General features: G+C 68.1%; 6 protein-coding genes and 1 tRNA gene. 3 read left to right on the top strand and 4 right to left on the bottom strand.

The features are described from left to right. The first annotated feature begins 118 nt into the window (after window positions 1-118). The 3 genes from F9C12_RS35865 to F9C12_RS35855 all read left to right on the top strand — a co-directional run bounded on the left by F9C12_RS35865 (window position 119) and on the right by F9C12_RS35855 (window position 2,572). Window positions 119-192: transfer RNA gene (locus F9C12_RS35865), tRNA-Arg, on the top strand. Window positions 193-815: 623 nt separating this feature from the next. Continuing rightward, entirely contained in the window at window positions 816-1,289 is a 474-nt protein-coding gene (locus tag F9C12_RS35860; RefSeq protein ID WP_409463404.1) for a hypothetical protein, read from the top strand. An 818-nt stretch (window positions 1,290-2,107) separates the two neighbouring features. After that, a complete protein-coding gene (locus F9C12_RS35855; RefSeq protein WP_409463403.1) occupies window positions 2,108-2,572 on the top strand; it encodes a hypothetical protein in 465 nt (154 codons plus the stop codon). A gap of 96 nt (window positions 2,573-2,668) precedes the next feature. On the opposite strand, the gene F9C12_RS35850 is transcribed toward F9C12_RS35855, so the two are convergent. From F9C12_RS35850 to F9C12_RS35835, 4 genes are all read right to left on the bottom strand, one after another. Beyond that, window positions 2,669-3,283 (bottom strand): hypothetical protein, encoded by a 615-nt coding sequence (locus tag F9C12_RS35850; RefSeq protein WP_409467131.1) that lies wholly within the window; start codon window positions 3,281-3,283, stop codon window positions 2,669-2,671. Between the two features lie 1,126 nt (window positions 3,284-4,409). Further along, the gene (locus F9C12_RS35845) at window positions 4,410-4,778 is read right to left on the bottom strand and encodes a hypothetical protein (protein ID WP_409463402.1); all 369 of its coding nucleotides are present in this window, start codon (window positions 4,776-4,778) and stop codon (window positions 4,410-4,412) included. Between the two features lie 60 nt (window positions 4,779-4,838). Then, window positions 4,839-14,072, bottom strand: coding sequence for a DNRLRE domain-containing protein (locus F9C12_RS35840; protein ID WP_409463401.1), 9,234 nt, complete (start codon window positions 14,070-14,072; stop codon window positions 4,839-4,841). Window positions 14,073-14,172: 100 nt separating this feature from the next. Continuing rightward, window positions 14,173-16,110 carry a tachylectin-related carbohydrate-binding protein gene (locus F9C12_RS35835; protein ID WP_409463400.1) on the bottom strand — a complete coding sequence of 646 codons (1,938 nt, stop codon included), beginning with the start codon at window positions 16,108-16,110 and terminating at the stop codon, window positions 14,173-14,175. Window positions 16,111-16,461: the final 351 nt, after the last annotated feature.

Here is a 16,461-nt window from a genome sequence, read left to right as displayed (position 1 = left end):
CCGCGCACCCCCAAATCCGACGAACAGAGGCTGAAACGATTCGACGGTGTCGAACGATCGAGAGATTGGCGATGACTAAGCTGCCCCTGCTGGAGGTCAGCAGCTGTCAGCCACCCGGGCCCTCGTAGCTCAGCTGGATAGAGCAAGAGCCTTCTAATCTCTAGGTCGCAGGTTCGAGTCCTGCCGGGGGCACAAACGGCCTGGTCAGGGGAATCCCTGACCAGGCAAAGCCCGTAACGGGTGGCCGAACCGCCGGAAAACCGTCCGGATTGGCGAGCACACCACTCGTCTCGTCGGCCCGTTTCGACGTCTCCGCCCACCGGCCCCGCCGCAGGGCGTCACTCCCCCGTCACGACGGCTCAACCAGGCCGACACGCATTCGTGATCTTGCCCTCAACCAGCCAGCCGACGCCAGGAACGCCCATGCCCGACCACCCCCACCCCAGCCGACGAGCCCGAAACGGAGCGTCCCGAGCCCTCTTCGAAGAAGCCCGCCGCGCCGGACTCGTCCAGCGACACCTCCGCAAACTCCACCACCTCGCCCGGCACCCACCCTCACCGGCAGCAAGCGCCGCGCGACCAACCGCTACCGAGACTCCGACGCACCACAACCAGCCGACCCGCGCCCGCCAGCTACCACAGCAACTCACCCTCGACATCGAGCTCGCCCACAGGCGCACACCGCACCACCGACAGTCCACAAAGACCACCGCATCAGACGAAGCCGCCTAGCCGACAGCCAACTGCCTTATCACTCGCGCCCCGAAGCACTGGCCGACGACCTCGTCTTCCGCGTCAACTGCCTCGGTGGCGAAATGCCCACCTTCGCGCTGAACTGTTCCCGCGCCGGAGCCCAAGTCGTGGCCCAGTACTACTATTTCCTCCGCCTGGGCCGCGACGGTTACCGCCGCATCCAGCAATACTGCCGCGACGTCGCCACCGACCTCGCCGAACTCGGCCCGTTCCGTCTCCTCACCGACGGCGGCCAGCTGCCGGTATTCGCCTTCATGCTCAAGGAAATCGAGACCGGCTACTCGGCATTCAACGTCTCAGCCGCATTGCGCGAGCAAGGCTGGCACATTCCCGCTTTACAGTTTTCCGCGCATCGCGAGGACCTCGCTGTCTTGCGCATCGTCGTCCGCAACGGCTTCAGCCACGACTTCGTCGAAACCCTCCGGCTCGCGCTGCCTCGGCTGCGAGGACAGGACAAACCGCAGCGAGGCAAGGAAGCAGCGACCTTCTCCCACCAGGCCGACACTCGCGACACGCCCGGCGAGAGCTGGCCGTGACTGATTCAGCAACGAACCGGCCGGACGCCCCGGAACCTGTGGTGACCGGACGGCCTCCGCTCTCCGCATCATGTCCGCATTTCCTTGCACAACAAGACCTGAGCCGATGTCGAGCACAGCGCCGCCCGAATTTCGGCTCGGAACGGGATGGACGGTATTCCCCCGGACCGGCTCCGGAACCCAGTCCAGGCATGAGGAGAAACGCGGAGACGTTCGCTCATCGCTCCTAGGGCATACGCAGCGGACGGCGGCAGCGCCGCGAAAATCGCATAGCCACCAAAAGGTTATTGATCTTGCGAGTCGGTTCACCGCCTCACCAGGGTCGCCAGCCGAAACTTCAGCACTCCGCAACGGTGCCTCGACCCAGGTTTGCCCTCAGTGAACCAGGCGAACTGCGGTATCGGTGCGCGGTCACTGAACTTAAGCAGCGTTGCCAGAGCGCGGAATACGGTACACCCGAGCAGGCCCTTCCAGACACGGGGACGCCACGCGCCGGTTGTCGTCTCCCGCGATCCCGGCCCGCCCGTCCCCACGCCCGGGTAGCGCTCCGGCGCGGTGCCTCGAATCCACGAGCGGATCGCGCCGGGAGGGGTCCCGGGCGTCTGACGCAAACTTTTCCCGTCGCACAGACGGCAGAAATTCCCAAGAAAGTCAACATCGTCTAATGGTTAGCAAGTCGACACGGGAGAGGAACGAGAATGCGTTTCAATAATTGTGCGATCGCGATCGCAGCGCTGGTGACACTGGCAGTATGCGGCGGCGCGGATTCCGCCGCCGCGGCCACCGCCAGCTCACGCGTCCGCTTTACGTCGCAGGCCGTGAGCGCCGGGCTGACCCTGGAACAGGCCACTGCGCTGCAATCGACGGCCGACCGGTATCTGGCCGCATTGGGCGGCAGGCAGGTCGCGGCGAACCAGATCGACCTCAACGGCAAGGGACTGTTGACGATCGCGCTGCCCGGGGAGAAGAAAGCGCGCGGCATCGGGAACCACGCCGCCGTTCGGTCAGCGGACGACCCCTGCCTCGGCGGCGCTTTTCCCGGCTACTTCTGCGCATACAGCATGGCATGGGGCGACGGTGACTCGCTGGCCATGTTCATGTGTTCCGAATACGTACTGCCCGGCTGGACTGGGCTCGGTTCGTGGGACAACAATCAGACGACCGGAACTCAGGCGCAAATGAGGGGAAGAGGCGGGAAGGTCCTTTTCACCACGCCCGGAGCGTACAGCAATCAGATGACCGGATTCGACTGGAATCCGGTCTGGGGCGTCTCCCCTTGCTGAACATGCCACGCCAGCCCGTCGACTGGACGATCGCCACCGCGTCGTCCGGTCGACGCGCACAGCATGGTCGGGTCGGCCCCGGCCGCAGACGAGGACTCAGCCGGGCGGGAGGTCGAGGACGCGGGCGAGTGCCGTGGTGACCCGGGAGGTGTAGCCGGGCAGGTTGCGAGCGGTCCAGTCGGCCGCCAGCGCGAAGAAATCGACGAGGTCCTGCTCGACGCCGGCAAGCAGGCGCTGCACTGCGACGACTGGCAGCTCGAGCACGGGACTGTCGCTCTGCTCGGCGTTGACGGCAAGCCGGACCAGGTCGCCGCGACGCTCGGCGCACGGGGTGGGATCGTGCCCGAACCAGGCCTGGCCGCCGACCTCGAGGACGCGGCTCCACTCGCGCCAGTCCTCCAGGCCGTTGCAGCAACCCGGCAGGAACACCACGGCCGCCGCTGTGTCCGTGACCCGCACGCCGCCGGACGCGAAAAGGCGGTCGCACGTCAGCAGGCCGTGCAGGAACGACCCCAACTCGTCCGCAGGACGCGGCGGGCGGCCATCGTGTTCCGGGTCGACGTCGTTGCAGCTGGCGATGCACATCAACGCCGTTCCGACCTCATGAGGCGTGAGATTGCCGCTGAGCGCTAGATAGCTGCGCGGCTCGACCGCAGCGATCGGCCAGAGGGCAAAGCCGTCTTGCGCACATACCTCGACGACCGGCTGCATCGTGATCACCTGCGCAGTGTCGCGCACCCCGCTTGCCCTCGCCTCCCATTTTGCTCTGGCACGCATCCCGGCACCGGCGGTGCAACCGCGGGCATCGCCGCGCCGGAAACGTTCATACTGATCGAGAGCCGGTCGCACCACCGACTACACCTCCGCCAGCGTCATCGACCCGCTTGGGGACGTCGACGTCAACCCCGAGAGCAAACTCGGCACCATCACCGCGCCGCTGGCCAAGAACGGAGCACTCAGCGGCAAACTCCGCGACGAGTTCATGGCGCAAAGCCTCGTCGGACGGCTGCTCATCTCCACCGCCTACGCTTCCCCGCGGTCAAGAACCGCCAGAAGGAGTGCGTCGGCGATAAGGCCGTCCACCCGCGGCCGCTGCCCGAAGGCGGGTGCGCTGACGCCGGAGCGAGTGGACGCTGCCGGCTCGACTGTCCCGCAGCAGGGGTGCAAGATCCACGGGTCCGCAAGCGTGAGCGATGCCGGTTCGCAGCAGAATCAGCTTGGGCAGTGCATCTCTCGTGGCATTGCAGTCAAATACTTGGCCGATCGCGCTGCGCTGTTCATACGGAACGCGAAGTACTCCGACCGCTCTCCCAGAGGCAGGCTCGCGACCCTCAGATGCATTCGGCGCTTGATACCTGGACGCCACTGTCGAAGGTGAGCCCAGACCGTGTTACCAGCGACCTTCGCTGGGAACACGGTCCGCTGTACGTGCGGCACGGAGGCTTCGTCGACCGTTACTGCGAGACACCCGCCGATGCGGCGTCGGCCATCGAGGATCCGGACGGGAATCTGATGTCAGATCGTTGGCTGCCTGCCTTTACTCAGCCAGACTGGGTGACCATCCTCCGATTCCTGGAAACGTCTCTTAACGGCCCGCTTACCAGAAAGTCCAACTGCCGCGAGAAATGTGCCAGAAGTGCACCTCCGCCCAGTGCCCCACCCCGCTGCCGGGACCGGCGACCGCGGCCCAGATGCTCAAGGCCGCCAGGACGACGACTCTCGGGCGGCTGTGCCGCAGGCCGGATTGGAGCATGCCGGAGGCGGATGGACCCGCCCAAACCAGGACGACAAGACACGCTACGGCATATCCGACGCCAAGCAACCGGACGAAACGCCGTCAATCAGCGTTGCGCTTAACCCAGTCCCAATCAGGATCTCGAGAGAATCTCGCAAGGACCTCTTCAAATTCTATGAGCTCGTCGAAATCCGTGTCCAAAAGACCGGAAAGACCATTCAGTACAACCTGCAGGAGCGGGCGAATGCATGAAACACCCGAATACTCGAGCGCAACTGGTGCGACAGACCCGAACCGTTCGATTAGTTCCGCCTTCTCATGGTCGTAGTAATCGTCCATCACATCCCCGGAAAGATCGACTCCAAACGTGCAGTCTCCCACCACGAGGTAGTCGAAAATTTCACCATTCTCATAGCGGCCCGCTCCGCGCAATCGAGTTTCGATTGTCTTGCGCGTATCCGGGTCGCACAAGAGCACTATAATCGGACGCACAGCAAACCTCCCTCGGCCCAGGAATTCCAATAATGGGAACTAGGGAGCAAGCAAGTCCAACAGCAGGTTCTTGTCACGAGTGACCATGATGCCAGCACGCTCCAGGCTCTTGACAACACTTCCCCGCCCCTGAGGAAGGTATACGATCACAGGGTAATCAGTGAGTCCCTGCGTAATCACTGCCTGTCTCAACGCCCCCTTGCCTGACCCTGTCTTGACTTGGATCACCGCGTTGCGGGTCACGATGTCGAAGTCGGTCAGCGACTCCCCATTGGCGCCGTTGACCACGACTCCCTGTGCACGGACATGTCCGGGATACCGAGCATTGATGTCCGCGACAAGCTCCGGAACTGCGGGATCGTCACCTTTGCCGACCACATGACCATCAGCCGTCGACGTCTCGCCGACCGCGTCATGGACGTCGCCAGCTTCGCAGACCACTCCGGTTCTGGCGGCCCCGCCGTTGAAGTCGTCGCGGAGCACGCCGCCCCCGCAGTTGTCCCAGGCCGAAACCTGGGTCGGCAGCAGCGGCGACAGGATCGGCAGATCCGCGTCGCGCACGACCGGGTTCTTCGGGTCCAGGACCTGCTGGAGGAAGCCCTGGTAGAGGCTGGCCAGATCCTGCAGGTTTCCGAGCAGGCCGGCCACCGCGTTCGCCGGCAGGTTCGGATCGGACGAGACCACACCGCCGCCGTAGTACGGGTTCTTGGCTTGGTCCGGGATCGGGTCGGCTACGTTGCGCGCCCTCTCGTTCTGGTCGATCCGCGCCTGGATGCCGGGCGGCGGCGGAGGCGGAGGAGGCGGGCACCAGCATCCGCCCCCACCTCCGTGCGGCCATCCGCCCCCGCCTCTGCGGGGCGGGTGCTGGTGCCCGCCGCGGCCGCCGGGGCCGGGCGGGCTGACGCTCTGCGTCCTGCCGGGACGCCAGGACGGGTTCCAGCTGCGGTCGCTCTTGCCCCAGCTGCTCGTGTCGACAGCGGGAAGGCAGGCAGACGGGTGCCCATGGCAATACGCCCGCCATTTGATCGGGCTCAGCCCCGGGCAAGGCCGCCCGGCCGAATCGCTGATCTCGCACCCGTAGCCGGCGGGATCCACGTCCCAGAAGAAGCGGTAGAGATTTCCCAGCGGGCCGGTAAACCGGCCGCCCAGCCTGCCGAAGATGCTCTCGAAGGTCTTTTCCCCGACCTTTCCTCCGGTGCCGGGCGGAGCGAGGGTTCCGGTGGAGTGACCGTCCCGGTCGATGCCGTTGACCGGGCTTGCGTTGCCGTAGGCGAAGCGGTTCGCCGCGGCCGACGGGGTGCTGGGCAGCGGCACGCCGTCACGGGCGCTGAACGTGCCCGAGCCCGGCGAATACCAGCGCGCCCCCATGTCGACCGCGCCGGTCGCCGGATCCGTGTAGTCGGACTGGAAACCCAGCGACGACATAGCACCGGTCTGAGCCGTCCGCGCCCCGAACGGGTCGAAGCTCGAAGAGCCGGCGAGCCCGCCCGTCGGCGACAGGCTGCCGATGACGTCGGCGTGCAGGTCGGTGAGGACGACCTGGTTGCTTCCGCCGCTGCCTTGAGCTTGCAGTTCGCCTCGCGGACCCCGGGAGAAGCTCGACGTGCCGTCCGAGATCAGGTCGAGGCTGGCGCCGTCGTAGGTCAGCGGCTGATCGTTCCTCGACGATGTCCGGTCGAGACCGTCGTAGGAATACGTTGCCGCGCCTTGCTTCACCATGCGGTCGAACGCGTCGAACCCGGATTCCGTCGTCGCGGCAGGGCCGGTGCGGGTGTTCAGGGTTCCTCGTGCGCTCCACGTCAGCGCGTCGGAGCCGTCGGTCAGCTGGCGGTTCCGTTCGTCGAACGTCGAGGTTCGGTCGCCTGCGCGCACGCGGTTGCCCGAAGCGTCCCACGAATACTCGGTCGCGGTGCTCCCGCTTGTCCAGGACGTGAGCCGGCCGGCCTGGTCGTAGCCGTACGCGTTGTCGCCTGCTCCCGCCAGTCCGGTCGTCTTTTTGCCGGTGAGCCGGTCGTCCAGGTCGTAGCTGTATGCGAGCGCGGCGAGGGTCGCGCCGTCGCCGCCCTTGAGCTCGTCGCTGGTCTGGCGACCGAAGTCGTCGTAACCGTACGACCGGACGCGGCCGCCGCCGTAGTCGACGGACCTGACGTTGCCGGCATCGTCGTAACCGAGCGTCTGCCGGACGCCGGTCAGCCCGTCCTGCTGGGTCGACAGGCGGCCCTGCGAGTATCCGAAGATCGCCGTGCCCGCGCCGTCGGCTCGTTGCGTCAGCCGCCCGGAACCGTCGTAGGAATAGGTCGCGGCGCCCGACGACGGGCCGGTGCTGGAGAGCAGGTCGCCCCGGTCGTCGTAAGCGAACGTCTTCTCTCCGCCCGGCGCGCTCACCGCCAGCAGCCGGCCGGCCGGGTCGAACCGCTGGACCCGGTCCGCGGTCGGCTCAGCAGCGCCGGTCCCGGTCTCGAGCGTCAGGCGTCCGAGCGCGTCGAACGTCCGCTGCCGGACTACCCCGCCCGGCGCCCGGACGGTCACCGGTCTGCCCGCGGTGTCGTAGGACGTCGTCCAGGTGCGGTCTTCCGCGGCCGGATGCGCCGCGGTCGCCGGCTCGACGACCGATTCCGGCAGGCCCAGCGAGTTGTACGTCTCGATCGTCCTGTTGCCGCGGCCGTCGGTCGACCTCGTCCGGTTGCCCGCTGGGTCGTAGCCGAACGAGGTCGTGATCGACTCCGTGTCGGAGACCGGCTCTTGCTGCCGGACGAGCGATCCGCGGGCGTCGTAGCCGAAGCGGGTCACCCGGCCCAGAGCATCGGTCGCCGAGATCTTGTTGCCGTCCGCGTCGTAGCCGGATTCGCTCTTGCGCAGCACATGCTCGGCCGGATCCAGGCTGTAGAAACCGGTCGCCCGGCCCGCGGGATCGTAGCTCGTGTAGCCGGTCCGGCCGTGGCCGTCGGACAGCCTTACCTGCCGTCCGGCGAAGTCGTAGCCGAACCGCGAGACGACGCCTGCCGGGTCCGTGGCAGCGGTCCGCTGACCGAGCACGTCGTATTCGTTCTTCGTGATTTCGCCGGTCGGAGCCGTCGTCGAGACGAGGTTTCCCGCGTCGTCGTAGCGAAGCTTGGCGGTGTAGGCGGCCGGTGCGGGGTAGCGCTCGATCCGGGTAGCGGTCACCTGCCGCCCGAGGTCGTCGTAGGTGGCCTCCGTCCGCGACCCGGTCGGGCCGGTGATCGACAGCACGTCCCCTTCGGTCGTGTAGCCGTACTGCCACACTCCGCCCGGCTGATCGCCGGCGGCCGGAGCCGGATCGATGCGCTCCACCGGCCTGCCGAGCTGGTCGTACCGGTACCGGGTGATCGCGCCTGCCGGGTCCGTGACGCTCAGCAAGTTGCCGAGCGCGTCGTACTGCCGGGTCGTTGCGACCTTCGCCGCCGCGGTGTCGCCCGGTTTCCGGTAATCGGGCGACGCGGCCTTGACGACCCGGCCTGCCCGGTCGTAACCGACCGTCCGGACGTTGCCGTTCGGATCCTTCGTCTCGGTCTGGTCGCCGAAAGTGTCATACCCGGCAACGGTTTCCGGGCGCACCTGTGCCGGCGCGGCACCTCCGGACTCGGCCGCCACGAGCGGCTGCGCGGTCCGGACGAGCCGGCCGAGCTTGTCGTAGGTCAGATTCGTCGTGAACGCGGCCGGGTCCGCGTCGCGGACGTTGCCGCGCGGCGAGGTGATCGCGGTGACCTGGCCGCGCTCGTCGTAGCGGTAGGTCGTAGTCAGCTTCTCGGTCGCGCTCTTGACCACCGACTGGCCGGTCTGGCGACCGGCCTGGTCATAGGCGTACTCGACGGTCTCCCGGTTGCCGAGGTCCAGCCGGGTGCTGTTCGAGCTTTGTCCGGTGTGGACGGTCTTCACGACGTCGCCGCCCGGTCCATACGTCCATTCGGTCCGGTTGGCCAGTCCCGCGGGATCGACCGTCTGTGCCGTTCCGCGGCCGGACGCGTCGTACTCGAACGTCGTGACGCGCCCGCCCGGCTCGGTCAGCCGGATCTTCTGCCCGGCAGCGTCGTAGGCGAACTCCCGCAGCGTGACATCGCGCTTCGGGGCCGCCGCATTGAACGGATCGCGCAGGTCGTGGGCGATGACCTTCCAGACCTTGCCGTCTCCGAAGTACTGGTATCGAGTGGTGCGCCCCATCGAGTCGGTCTCGCGCACCCTCCGGCCGGCGAGGTCGTAGGCGTAGGAAGCGAGCACCAAGGTCGGCGCGGAGGTCGTGTCGCCGGCGCCGTCGGTGTCACCGCCCCCGCTCGCCGGATCGGTCGCTTGGCCGCTCCAGGCTCGCAGCCGCACTTCGGCCAGTGCGTTGCGCGCGGTGTAGCCGAATTCGTACTTGTTTCCGCCGGCGTCGACCGTCCACACGCGGTTGCCGAACGGGTCGTAGCCGGAGGAGGTGATCCCGCCTTCCGGGTCGACGACCCGGTTCGCCCTGCCGAAGTCGTCGTAACCGGTAGTCGTGACCCGCACGGGGTCGCCGCCGGTCAGGTCTTTGTCCTCGGTACGGACGACGTTGCCGTCGGCGTCGTAGCCGATCAGCGTCTGCGCGGTGTGGGTGACCCCGGTGATCGCGTTGGAGACGCCTGGCCCGGTCGCGGCGGTCTGGCGCGACCGGGAGTCGTAGGCATAGGTCGTCGTCGCGCCGGCCGGATCGGAAGCGCTGCTGTGCGTTTCGGTCTTCTTGCGACCGAAGACGTCGTAGGTGTAGCTCGTGGAAAGACCGGCCGGATCGGTGACTTTCGCCAAGTCGCCGTTCCGGTAGTAGGAATAGCTGGTGACGCCGTTGCGCGGGTCGGTTGTCTGCAGACGCAGGCCGGCGGGCACATTGCCGCCGCCGACCGCCGCTTCCGTGCCGTCCGAGTACGTGTGGCGAGTGACCGCGCCGTCCGGTGCGGTCTCCGTAGCCAGCAAACCCCGGACGCCCACATCCGTGTAGGTGTAGGTCGTCGCGTAGGCCGGATCGTCCGCGTTCGCCGAGCGAGCGTCGCGGACGGACAGGACCTTGTCGTTGCGCGGGTCCGTGACGTCGGCGGCGTTCACGTAGTAGCTGGAGTACGACGTCTGGCAGTCGCCAGGCGCGACACGGCAGGTTTTGCGAGCGAGGATGTTGCCGCGCTCGTCGTTGGTCAGGACGACGGCGTTGCCGAGCTCGTCGCCGATCGTGGTCTGGAAGCCCTTGTCGTCGTAGTCGTAGGTCCGGACGCCTTGGCCGTTGACCGGTCCTCCGACCCACGTGCCGTCGCCGCCGACCGGACCGCCGCAGTACGACGGGTCGCTCGGGTCCTGGGGCGCCGAAGGATCGCAAGACGGCTTGTCCGGCGGCAGCGGGTTGCCGTCGCCGTCGCGCCGGTCCTCCGGACGGATGCCCTGGCCCAGCGGAGCGATGTAGCGCAGGATGCGGCCCCGCGCCGGGTCGTAGTCGTAGAAGTGCAGGCGGTTCCCAGGGTCGGTGACCTGCGTCGTGCGGACCAGGTTGTTCTCGGCGCCGGTCACGACCGGCCGACCGACGCCCCAGTGCCCGCCGTTGCGGTCCACGACCTCGGTGAGGCGGTCGGCGGCGGTGTCATAGCTCAGCTGTGCGGCCGTCCGGCCGCTGGGAAGAGTGATCTTGGCCAGCGAGCTGGCCGCCGAACGAGCCTGGAAGTGGGCCGCCGCGGTCGTCGGACCGACGGCGTACTCGTAGTACGCGGCTTCGGCGATCTGCCCCGAGAAGAAGCGGCGTGCGTCGGTCCCCCAGGCCGGCCAAGCCGAGGGCGGGACGGTGTAGGCGGCGCCGATCTGGTTGTAGACCACGTCGTCGTGCGCGATCTCGCCCTGGACCGTGCCGACGGCCCGGCCGTCCAGGTAGAGCGTCTGGGTGGCCAGTGCCCCGGAAAGCACCACATGGTGCCACGCGTTGTCGTTGACCGCCGCCGCCGAGGTGATCGGGGCGGCACTGCCATTCCAGAACTGGCCGCGCAGCTTGCCGTCCGTGCCGACGTACAACGCCGGCACCGCGCCGGTCGGGATGCCGCTGATCGGCGCTCTCTGATAACCGAACAGGGGACCGCCCGCCGTGGTGCGGAACCACATTTCCACGGCCAGGTCGCGGTTTTTGCGGACCAGGCCGTCCGGCAGGGTCACCACCGACGAGGCGCCGTTGAACGTCGCCGCGGTCCCGGTTCCGGTCAAGGGCCCCGGCTGCCCGAGAACGACGTCCTTGTACGTCCCGGCGTCCTTGCCGAGCCTGAGCCCGTTCTCGCTCGCGGCGACCGTGCCGGTGGTCTCCGCGAAGCGCCAGTACGACGAGGGGCGGGCATCGACGACGGAGCTGCGGTAGTGCGAACCCGCCGTGTGGTCATAGCCGGTGCAGCCGCCGTCGGGGTCGCAGACCTTCGTCAGCCGGTCGCCGTCATAGGTGTAGGTCCACGTCAGCTGCTTGCCGTCGATCGGGTCGGTGCTCACCGAGGTGACGTGGTTGCCGGTCCACGTGAAGTAGAGGATCCGGTCGCTGGTGCGGCTGATCGCCCGGCGCAAGTGCTCCGGCGTGCCGTAGTCGAGTTCGATGTGGTGCCCGGCCTGGTCGTAGATCTCGATGAGCCGGCCGTCGGGACGGAAGCGGTAGAGCGTGGCGGCCTTGTCCGTCAGCACCCAGCCTCCGCCGGCGGCCTCGACCTCCGTCCGGAAGTTCGCCTGCCTGCCTGGCGGCGGTGCGAAGGTGCCGTCGCTGTTGCGGCCGAAACGAACCTGCTGCCCGTCGGGATAGGTCACCACGACGTTGCCCGAGCCGTCGTCGTCGGGCACGACCTTCATGTCGTAGCGCGTTGACCAGCCCGCACCGAACGTCAAGTCAGTACGGGGGTCGAGGCTGTTGTACGTGCGGGCGACGGTCAGCTCCGGTCCCGTTACTTGCACGGCCGCGTCGACCGCGCTCGAGAAGTAGTTGCCCGTCTGCGGGTCGAAGTCCCGCTGCGCGCCGCTGTAGGGCGCGTTCGCCAGGTGCGAGGTGATCTCCGGCTGCGGAACCGCCGTGAGCAGATGGCTCGGAGTGAGCTTTTCGCTCTCGGCGTTCCCGTCGTAGGCGAAAACGCGCCACTGGTAGTCCTTGCTCCAGCGCAGCGCCCCGGTCGGGACGGTCCACGTCCGCTTGGCGACGTAGCCGGAATCCACGCAGGACACACCGGTCAGCGTTCCGTCCGGCTTGGCGTCGTATCGTTCGCAGACCTCGAAGCGGTACTTGAGGGTCGAGGACACCGGAGAGTCGACGTCGACCGCGTCGGCCCACAGCTGCGGGGTGAGCGTGGCCGCCGAGAAGCCGTTCGGCGGGTACTGCGCCTTGACGATCGGGGGGACGTCGAACACGGTCATCGACAGGCGGGTCGGCGGGATCTGCTCGTCGGTGAACCATGCTCCGCCGCGGCGGAGCATGCTGAAGTCGAACATGTAGTTGCCCGGCTCGGTCGCCTTGACAGTGGCATCGAGCGTCACCGATGCGCCTCGCGGCACGTCGCTGGGCAGCGAGGCGGCTTCGACCGCCCCGACCGGTGCCCCGGCCGCGGTGAAGACCCGGTAGCCGAGTGCGAAGCCCGCCGCGGTCCAGGTGTCGGCGCCGCGGTTGGTGACGGTGATCTTGACCTTGCCGGACTGGGTGCGGGTCACCGGCGGCTGGGGAACGCCGCGGTCGACGCGGTATTCGGCGTCGTAGGCGGTGTGCGTGACGAACAGCCGCGGCGGGTTCGCCGTGCGGTTGCCGGTGAACTTCTTCCAGCCGTACGGGTCGGTTTCCGAGGCGCGGACCGCGAGGCCGTAGTTGGGCTGGGCACCGGTGACCCAGCGCTGCACGAGGTCGCGGCCGCCGGTCCCGAGCGGAATCAGCTCGGTCGCCGACGGGCAGCTCGAAGCGTGCTGCTGGAGACCGATGTAGCCGTGGGCGAAGGATTCCTGGGCGAGGGCGGGGCCGAAGCCGGGGCCGGGGAAGCCGGACGCGGTGTTCCACGGCGCCGTGACTCCGTGCACCGTCACCGGCCGCGGCTGGCACGACCAGGACCACGTGCTCTTCAGCGTCAGCTGGGCGCCGAGGATTTTGTGGTTGTGGAGCCGGTTCTCGACGCCGCCGAAGGACAGATAGCTCGCGGCCTTGATCGACCCGGTCGTCCCGATTTTCAGCTCCGTCCCGCCGTCGAGACGGGATCCGTTCTGGAACACGGCGCCGCCGTCGGACGCCGTGGTCTCGACGCTGGGGTCGACCTCCACCGGATAGAGCCGCGCCGGATCGTTCAGCCAGCTCGCGTCCAGCTTCACCCGGAGCGTGAACGCACCGGCGTTCTCCACCAGTTCATAGGTCACGCCGTCGGACCGAGCGGGGTCGCCGGTCGCCGGATCGCGCCGGGAGTCGGTCATGAATCCCGCCGGGATCCGGGCGCGCTCGCGTCCGGCAGCGTCGGCGAGCGAGATCCTGCCGTCCACAAGGGACGGACGAAGACCCCTCAGCCGCAACGGAAAGTCCCATGTCGACGCAGCCTGCGGCGTGTTCAGAACCAGCGTTTCCTTGACACCGCCGGGCACCACGTCGAGCCGGAGATCGGCACCGGGCCGCACACCCGGGTAGACGATACGGCTGCCCGACACCGTGCCTGCCGACGGCACGGCACCGCCGAGGCCGTATCCGAATTCATGCTCACCGTCGACAGCGATCCGGACGAGATCGCTTTCGCCCGCCTTCGCGGCGAAGGTGAGCCGTTCGGCGTCGGCCGCGTTGGACCAGCCGTTGCCAGCGGGGACGATCGCCGTGTCGACCGGCTGGTAGCTGCCGTCCGGTGCGCGGAAGTTGATCGGTTCCTGGCCGAACTCCGTGGTGAGGGTGCCGTCGGTGTTGGCGTAGGTCCGGTCGGTGGCGGTACGCCGGTCCGGCAGCTCACGGCTGGTTTTCTCGTCGAACCCGGTCACGTGCGCGGGCGGGCGTTCGACCCGCACGGCGTTCTCGCCGACCTTCGCCTCGCCGGCGGCCACCGCAGGATATTTCGACTGCGACGACTTCGGCGCGGCGGTATTGGCTCGGCCGCGCACTTCGTCCGCCTGCTCCCCCGCCGTCCCCGCCAGCTGCTTCGGCGCGAGGGCCGCGGCTTCCTGCAGAAGCTGAGCGCCGACGTCCGGCCCGGACGGAATCGACGGCCCGACCACTCCTGCCATCAGCGTGACAACGAGGACCAGCAACCCGGCGCTGCGCACATGCCCGGTCTTGCGTCGTGGAGAAAACATCGGGAATCCCGCCCTCTTCGGTCGAACCACAGCACGGCTGGGAGACAGCCGGGCGGCCCCCGACGACGTCGAGGCCCGCCCGTCTGCCGGGCAAAATGGGTCAGAGAGACGGCTTCGGCAGCGGACCGCCGGTGAACGCCGTCCCCGGGGACGTGCTGCGCGCCGTCGTGGAAGCGGCCGTGGCACCCGAACCGAAGGCGTAAGTAACGCCGTCGCTGTCCCGGTAGGTCACCGCCACGCCGCCGGCCGAAAGCCCGGTGAACGTCGGGTCCGTCGCAGTCTGGTACGCCGCCCCGGTCCGGGAGTCGACCAGCTTCTGCCATGCCTGGTAGCCGGTGCTGCCGGGCGCGTTCTGCTGGCTGACGTAAACGAAGCCGTCGGTGGCGCGGACGGCCACGTGGACCACGCCGCCGCCGTCGACCGCGGCGGCCGGGGACCCCTGCGCGGCGACTCCGGGAATCGGCTTCCAGACGCCGGTGAAGCCCGCCGCCTGTTCACGCTGGGTGACGACCGCACCGTCCGGCTGGACGGCGAAGGCTTCGAGGTTCTGGTCGGGGTTCGCCGTGGCGGCGAGCTTGCCGGTCCACCCAGTTCCCGGTACTGCGCTCCACGCGCTCAGGGCGCCGTCGAGGTAGGTCGTCTTGGTGAAGGAACCGTTCGTGGTCCGGGCGACGATGTCGATTCCGTCCGTTTGGACTACCGCGGTCAGGTCCGAGGTCAGGCCGGACGAGGGCAGAGGCCGCCACGGCAGGAACTGCTTGCTGGCAGGGTCCTGCGGGCGGGCCCACAGGACGCCCGCGCCGTCGACCGCGAATGCCGTGCCGACGCCGGAGCGCTGGACGAGGACGGCGGCGCCGGGGGTCCAGCCGCCGAACCCGGTGGCAGCGGACCAGGTCGTGGTGGCAGCGGCCTGTGTGCTGCGGCGAGTCTCGCTGTCCTGGCCGAGAGCCGTCACCAGCAGACTGTCGTCGCTGGCGCGCAGCGCGCTCGGGGTACCGGTGTACTGCTGATAGCCGGGTACCACGGCGAAGTCGACGACAGTGAGGTCCGTGGACCGCTGTCTCCCATGGATCAGACGGCCGAAGCCGTCGACGTAGAAGTGCTGGAGCTTGCCGCCGACACCTTCGACGACTGCGCTCGCCGCGTCGCCGGCAACCGGGACCACCGGGCGAGAGGGCAGCCCTGGGTCGACCAGCTTGCAGTCGTCGGTCGTGACGCTCAGCTGGTAGTCCGCGCCGACCGTGCCGATGACGTTCCGGCCCGTCCAGTTGCCACCGCCGAGATAGCGGTACCACCTGATCTGCCCGGTGGACTTGTCCAGCGCGTAGAGCACGTCACCGCCCGCGGACGCGATCTGGCTGTAGTTCTGCCAGCCGCCGTTGCCCACTAGCCGGGCGTACTCGAGCCACCGCTGGCTCGACGGGTCGTACTGGAAGCGGTAGAGATCACCGCCGGGGGTGCGGGCGTAGAACACGCCTGCGCCCGCACCGACGATCAGGTCGTACTTGGCCTGCGTCCAGCCGGTGTCGATCCGCCGCTCAGTCCAGGTCTTCGCGGTCTCGTCGTAGCGCAGCCACGCGAGGATGTCGTCGTGCGTCCAATAGAAGTCGCCCGTGGCATCGACCGTGGTCCGGTTCCGCTGGGAAGGAAGGGTTACCCCGTACCAGCCGGTCGCGATCGTCTGGCTGACTCCGCCGTTCTCCCAGCCCGTCGCCAGACGGCGGTAACGGCGTACTGTGCCGTCGGAACCGACGAGGTACATCCGGCCGTCAGGGCCGGCGAGAGTCTTGCCGTTCCAGGCGTTCCCGATCGTCGTCCGGCCCGTCCAGGACACGGCACCGGTCTCCGGCTCGTTGTGCCGGTCGAGGTCGAGACGGGTGTCCGGGAGGGTGTAGAAAACGCCCGCGCTGGCTCGGCAGGTGATCGTGTCGGCCGCGGCGGCGACGTTCGTGCCGACCGCGCTCACAGTGCTGGCGAAGGCGACGGTGAAGGCGCAGCAGACGGCTGCGGATCTCCGGACGAACGGTGGTTGAGGCATCGGGTTCCCCTCGGCGTCAAAACGACAGCAGCCAGCACGGATCGCCTCGCCGAAAGACGGCGAGGAGCAGGTCAAGGTTCAGAGAAGGGCTGGTCAGCAGAGACCGAGCAGCCTGCTTGCCGTGGCACCTCCCATGCCACGCGGCGACGAGCCCACTGTCCCGTGAGCTGTTCGATCTACGAATCGATCTCCTGACCCGGCCGTTACTTCGTCTTTGCCAAATAATCCGTCCGGCCTACAACGAATGTCGGGGGGCACGACGCCGGCCACGGTCGGCGCCGCGACCGATCCCGGCCCGACAGCGCGGGACATCTCGCACCACCACACCGACGAGTGAGACGACGCGCAGAA

This window comes from Amycolatopsis sp. GA6-003, assembly GCF_046267895.1.
Lineage (GTDB): Bacteria > Actinomycetota > Actinomycetes > Mycobacteriales > Pseudonocardiaceae > Amycolatopsis.
Note: the sequence above shows the minus strand (reverse complement) of the source record. Positions and strands in the feature narration are given on the sequence as shown.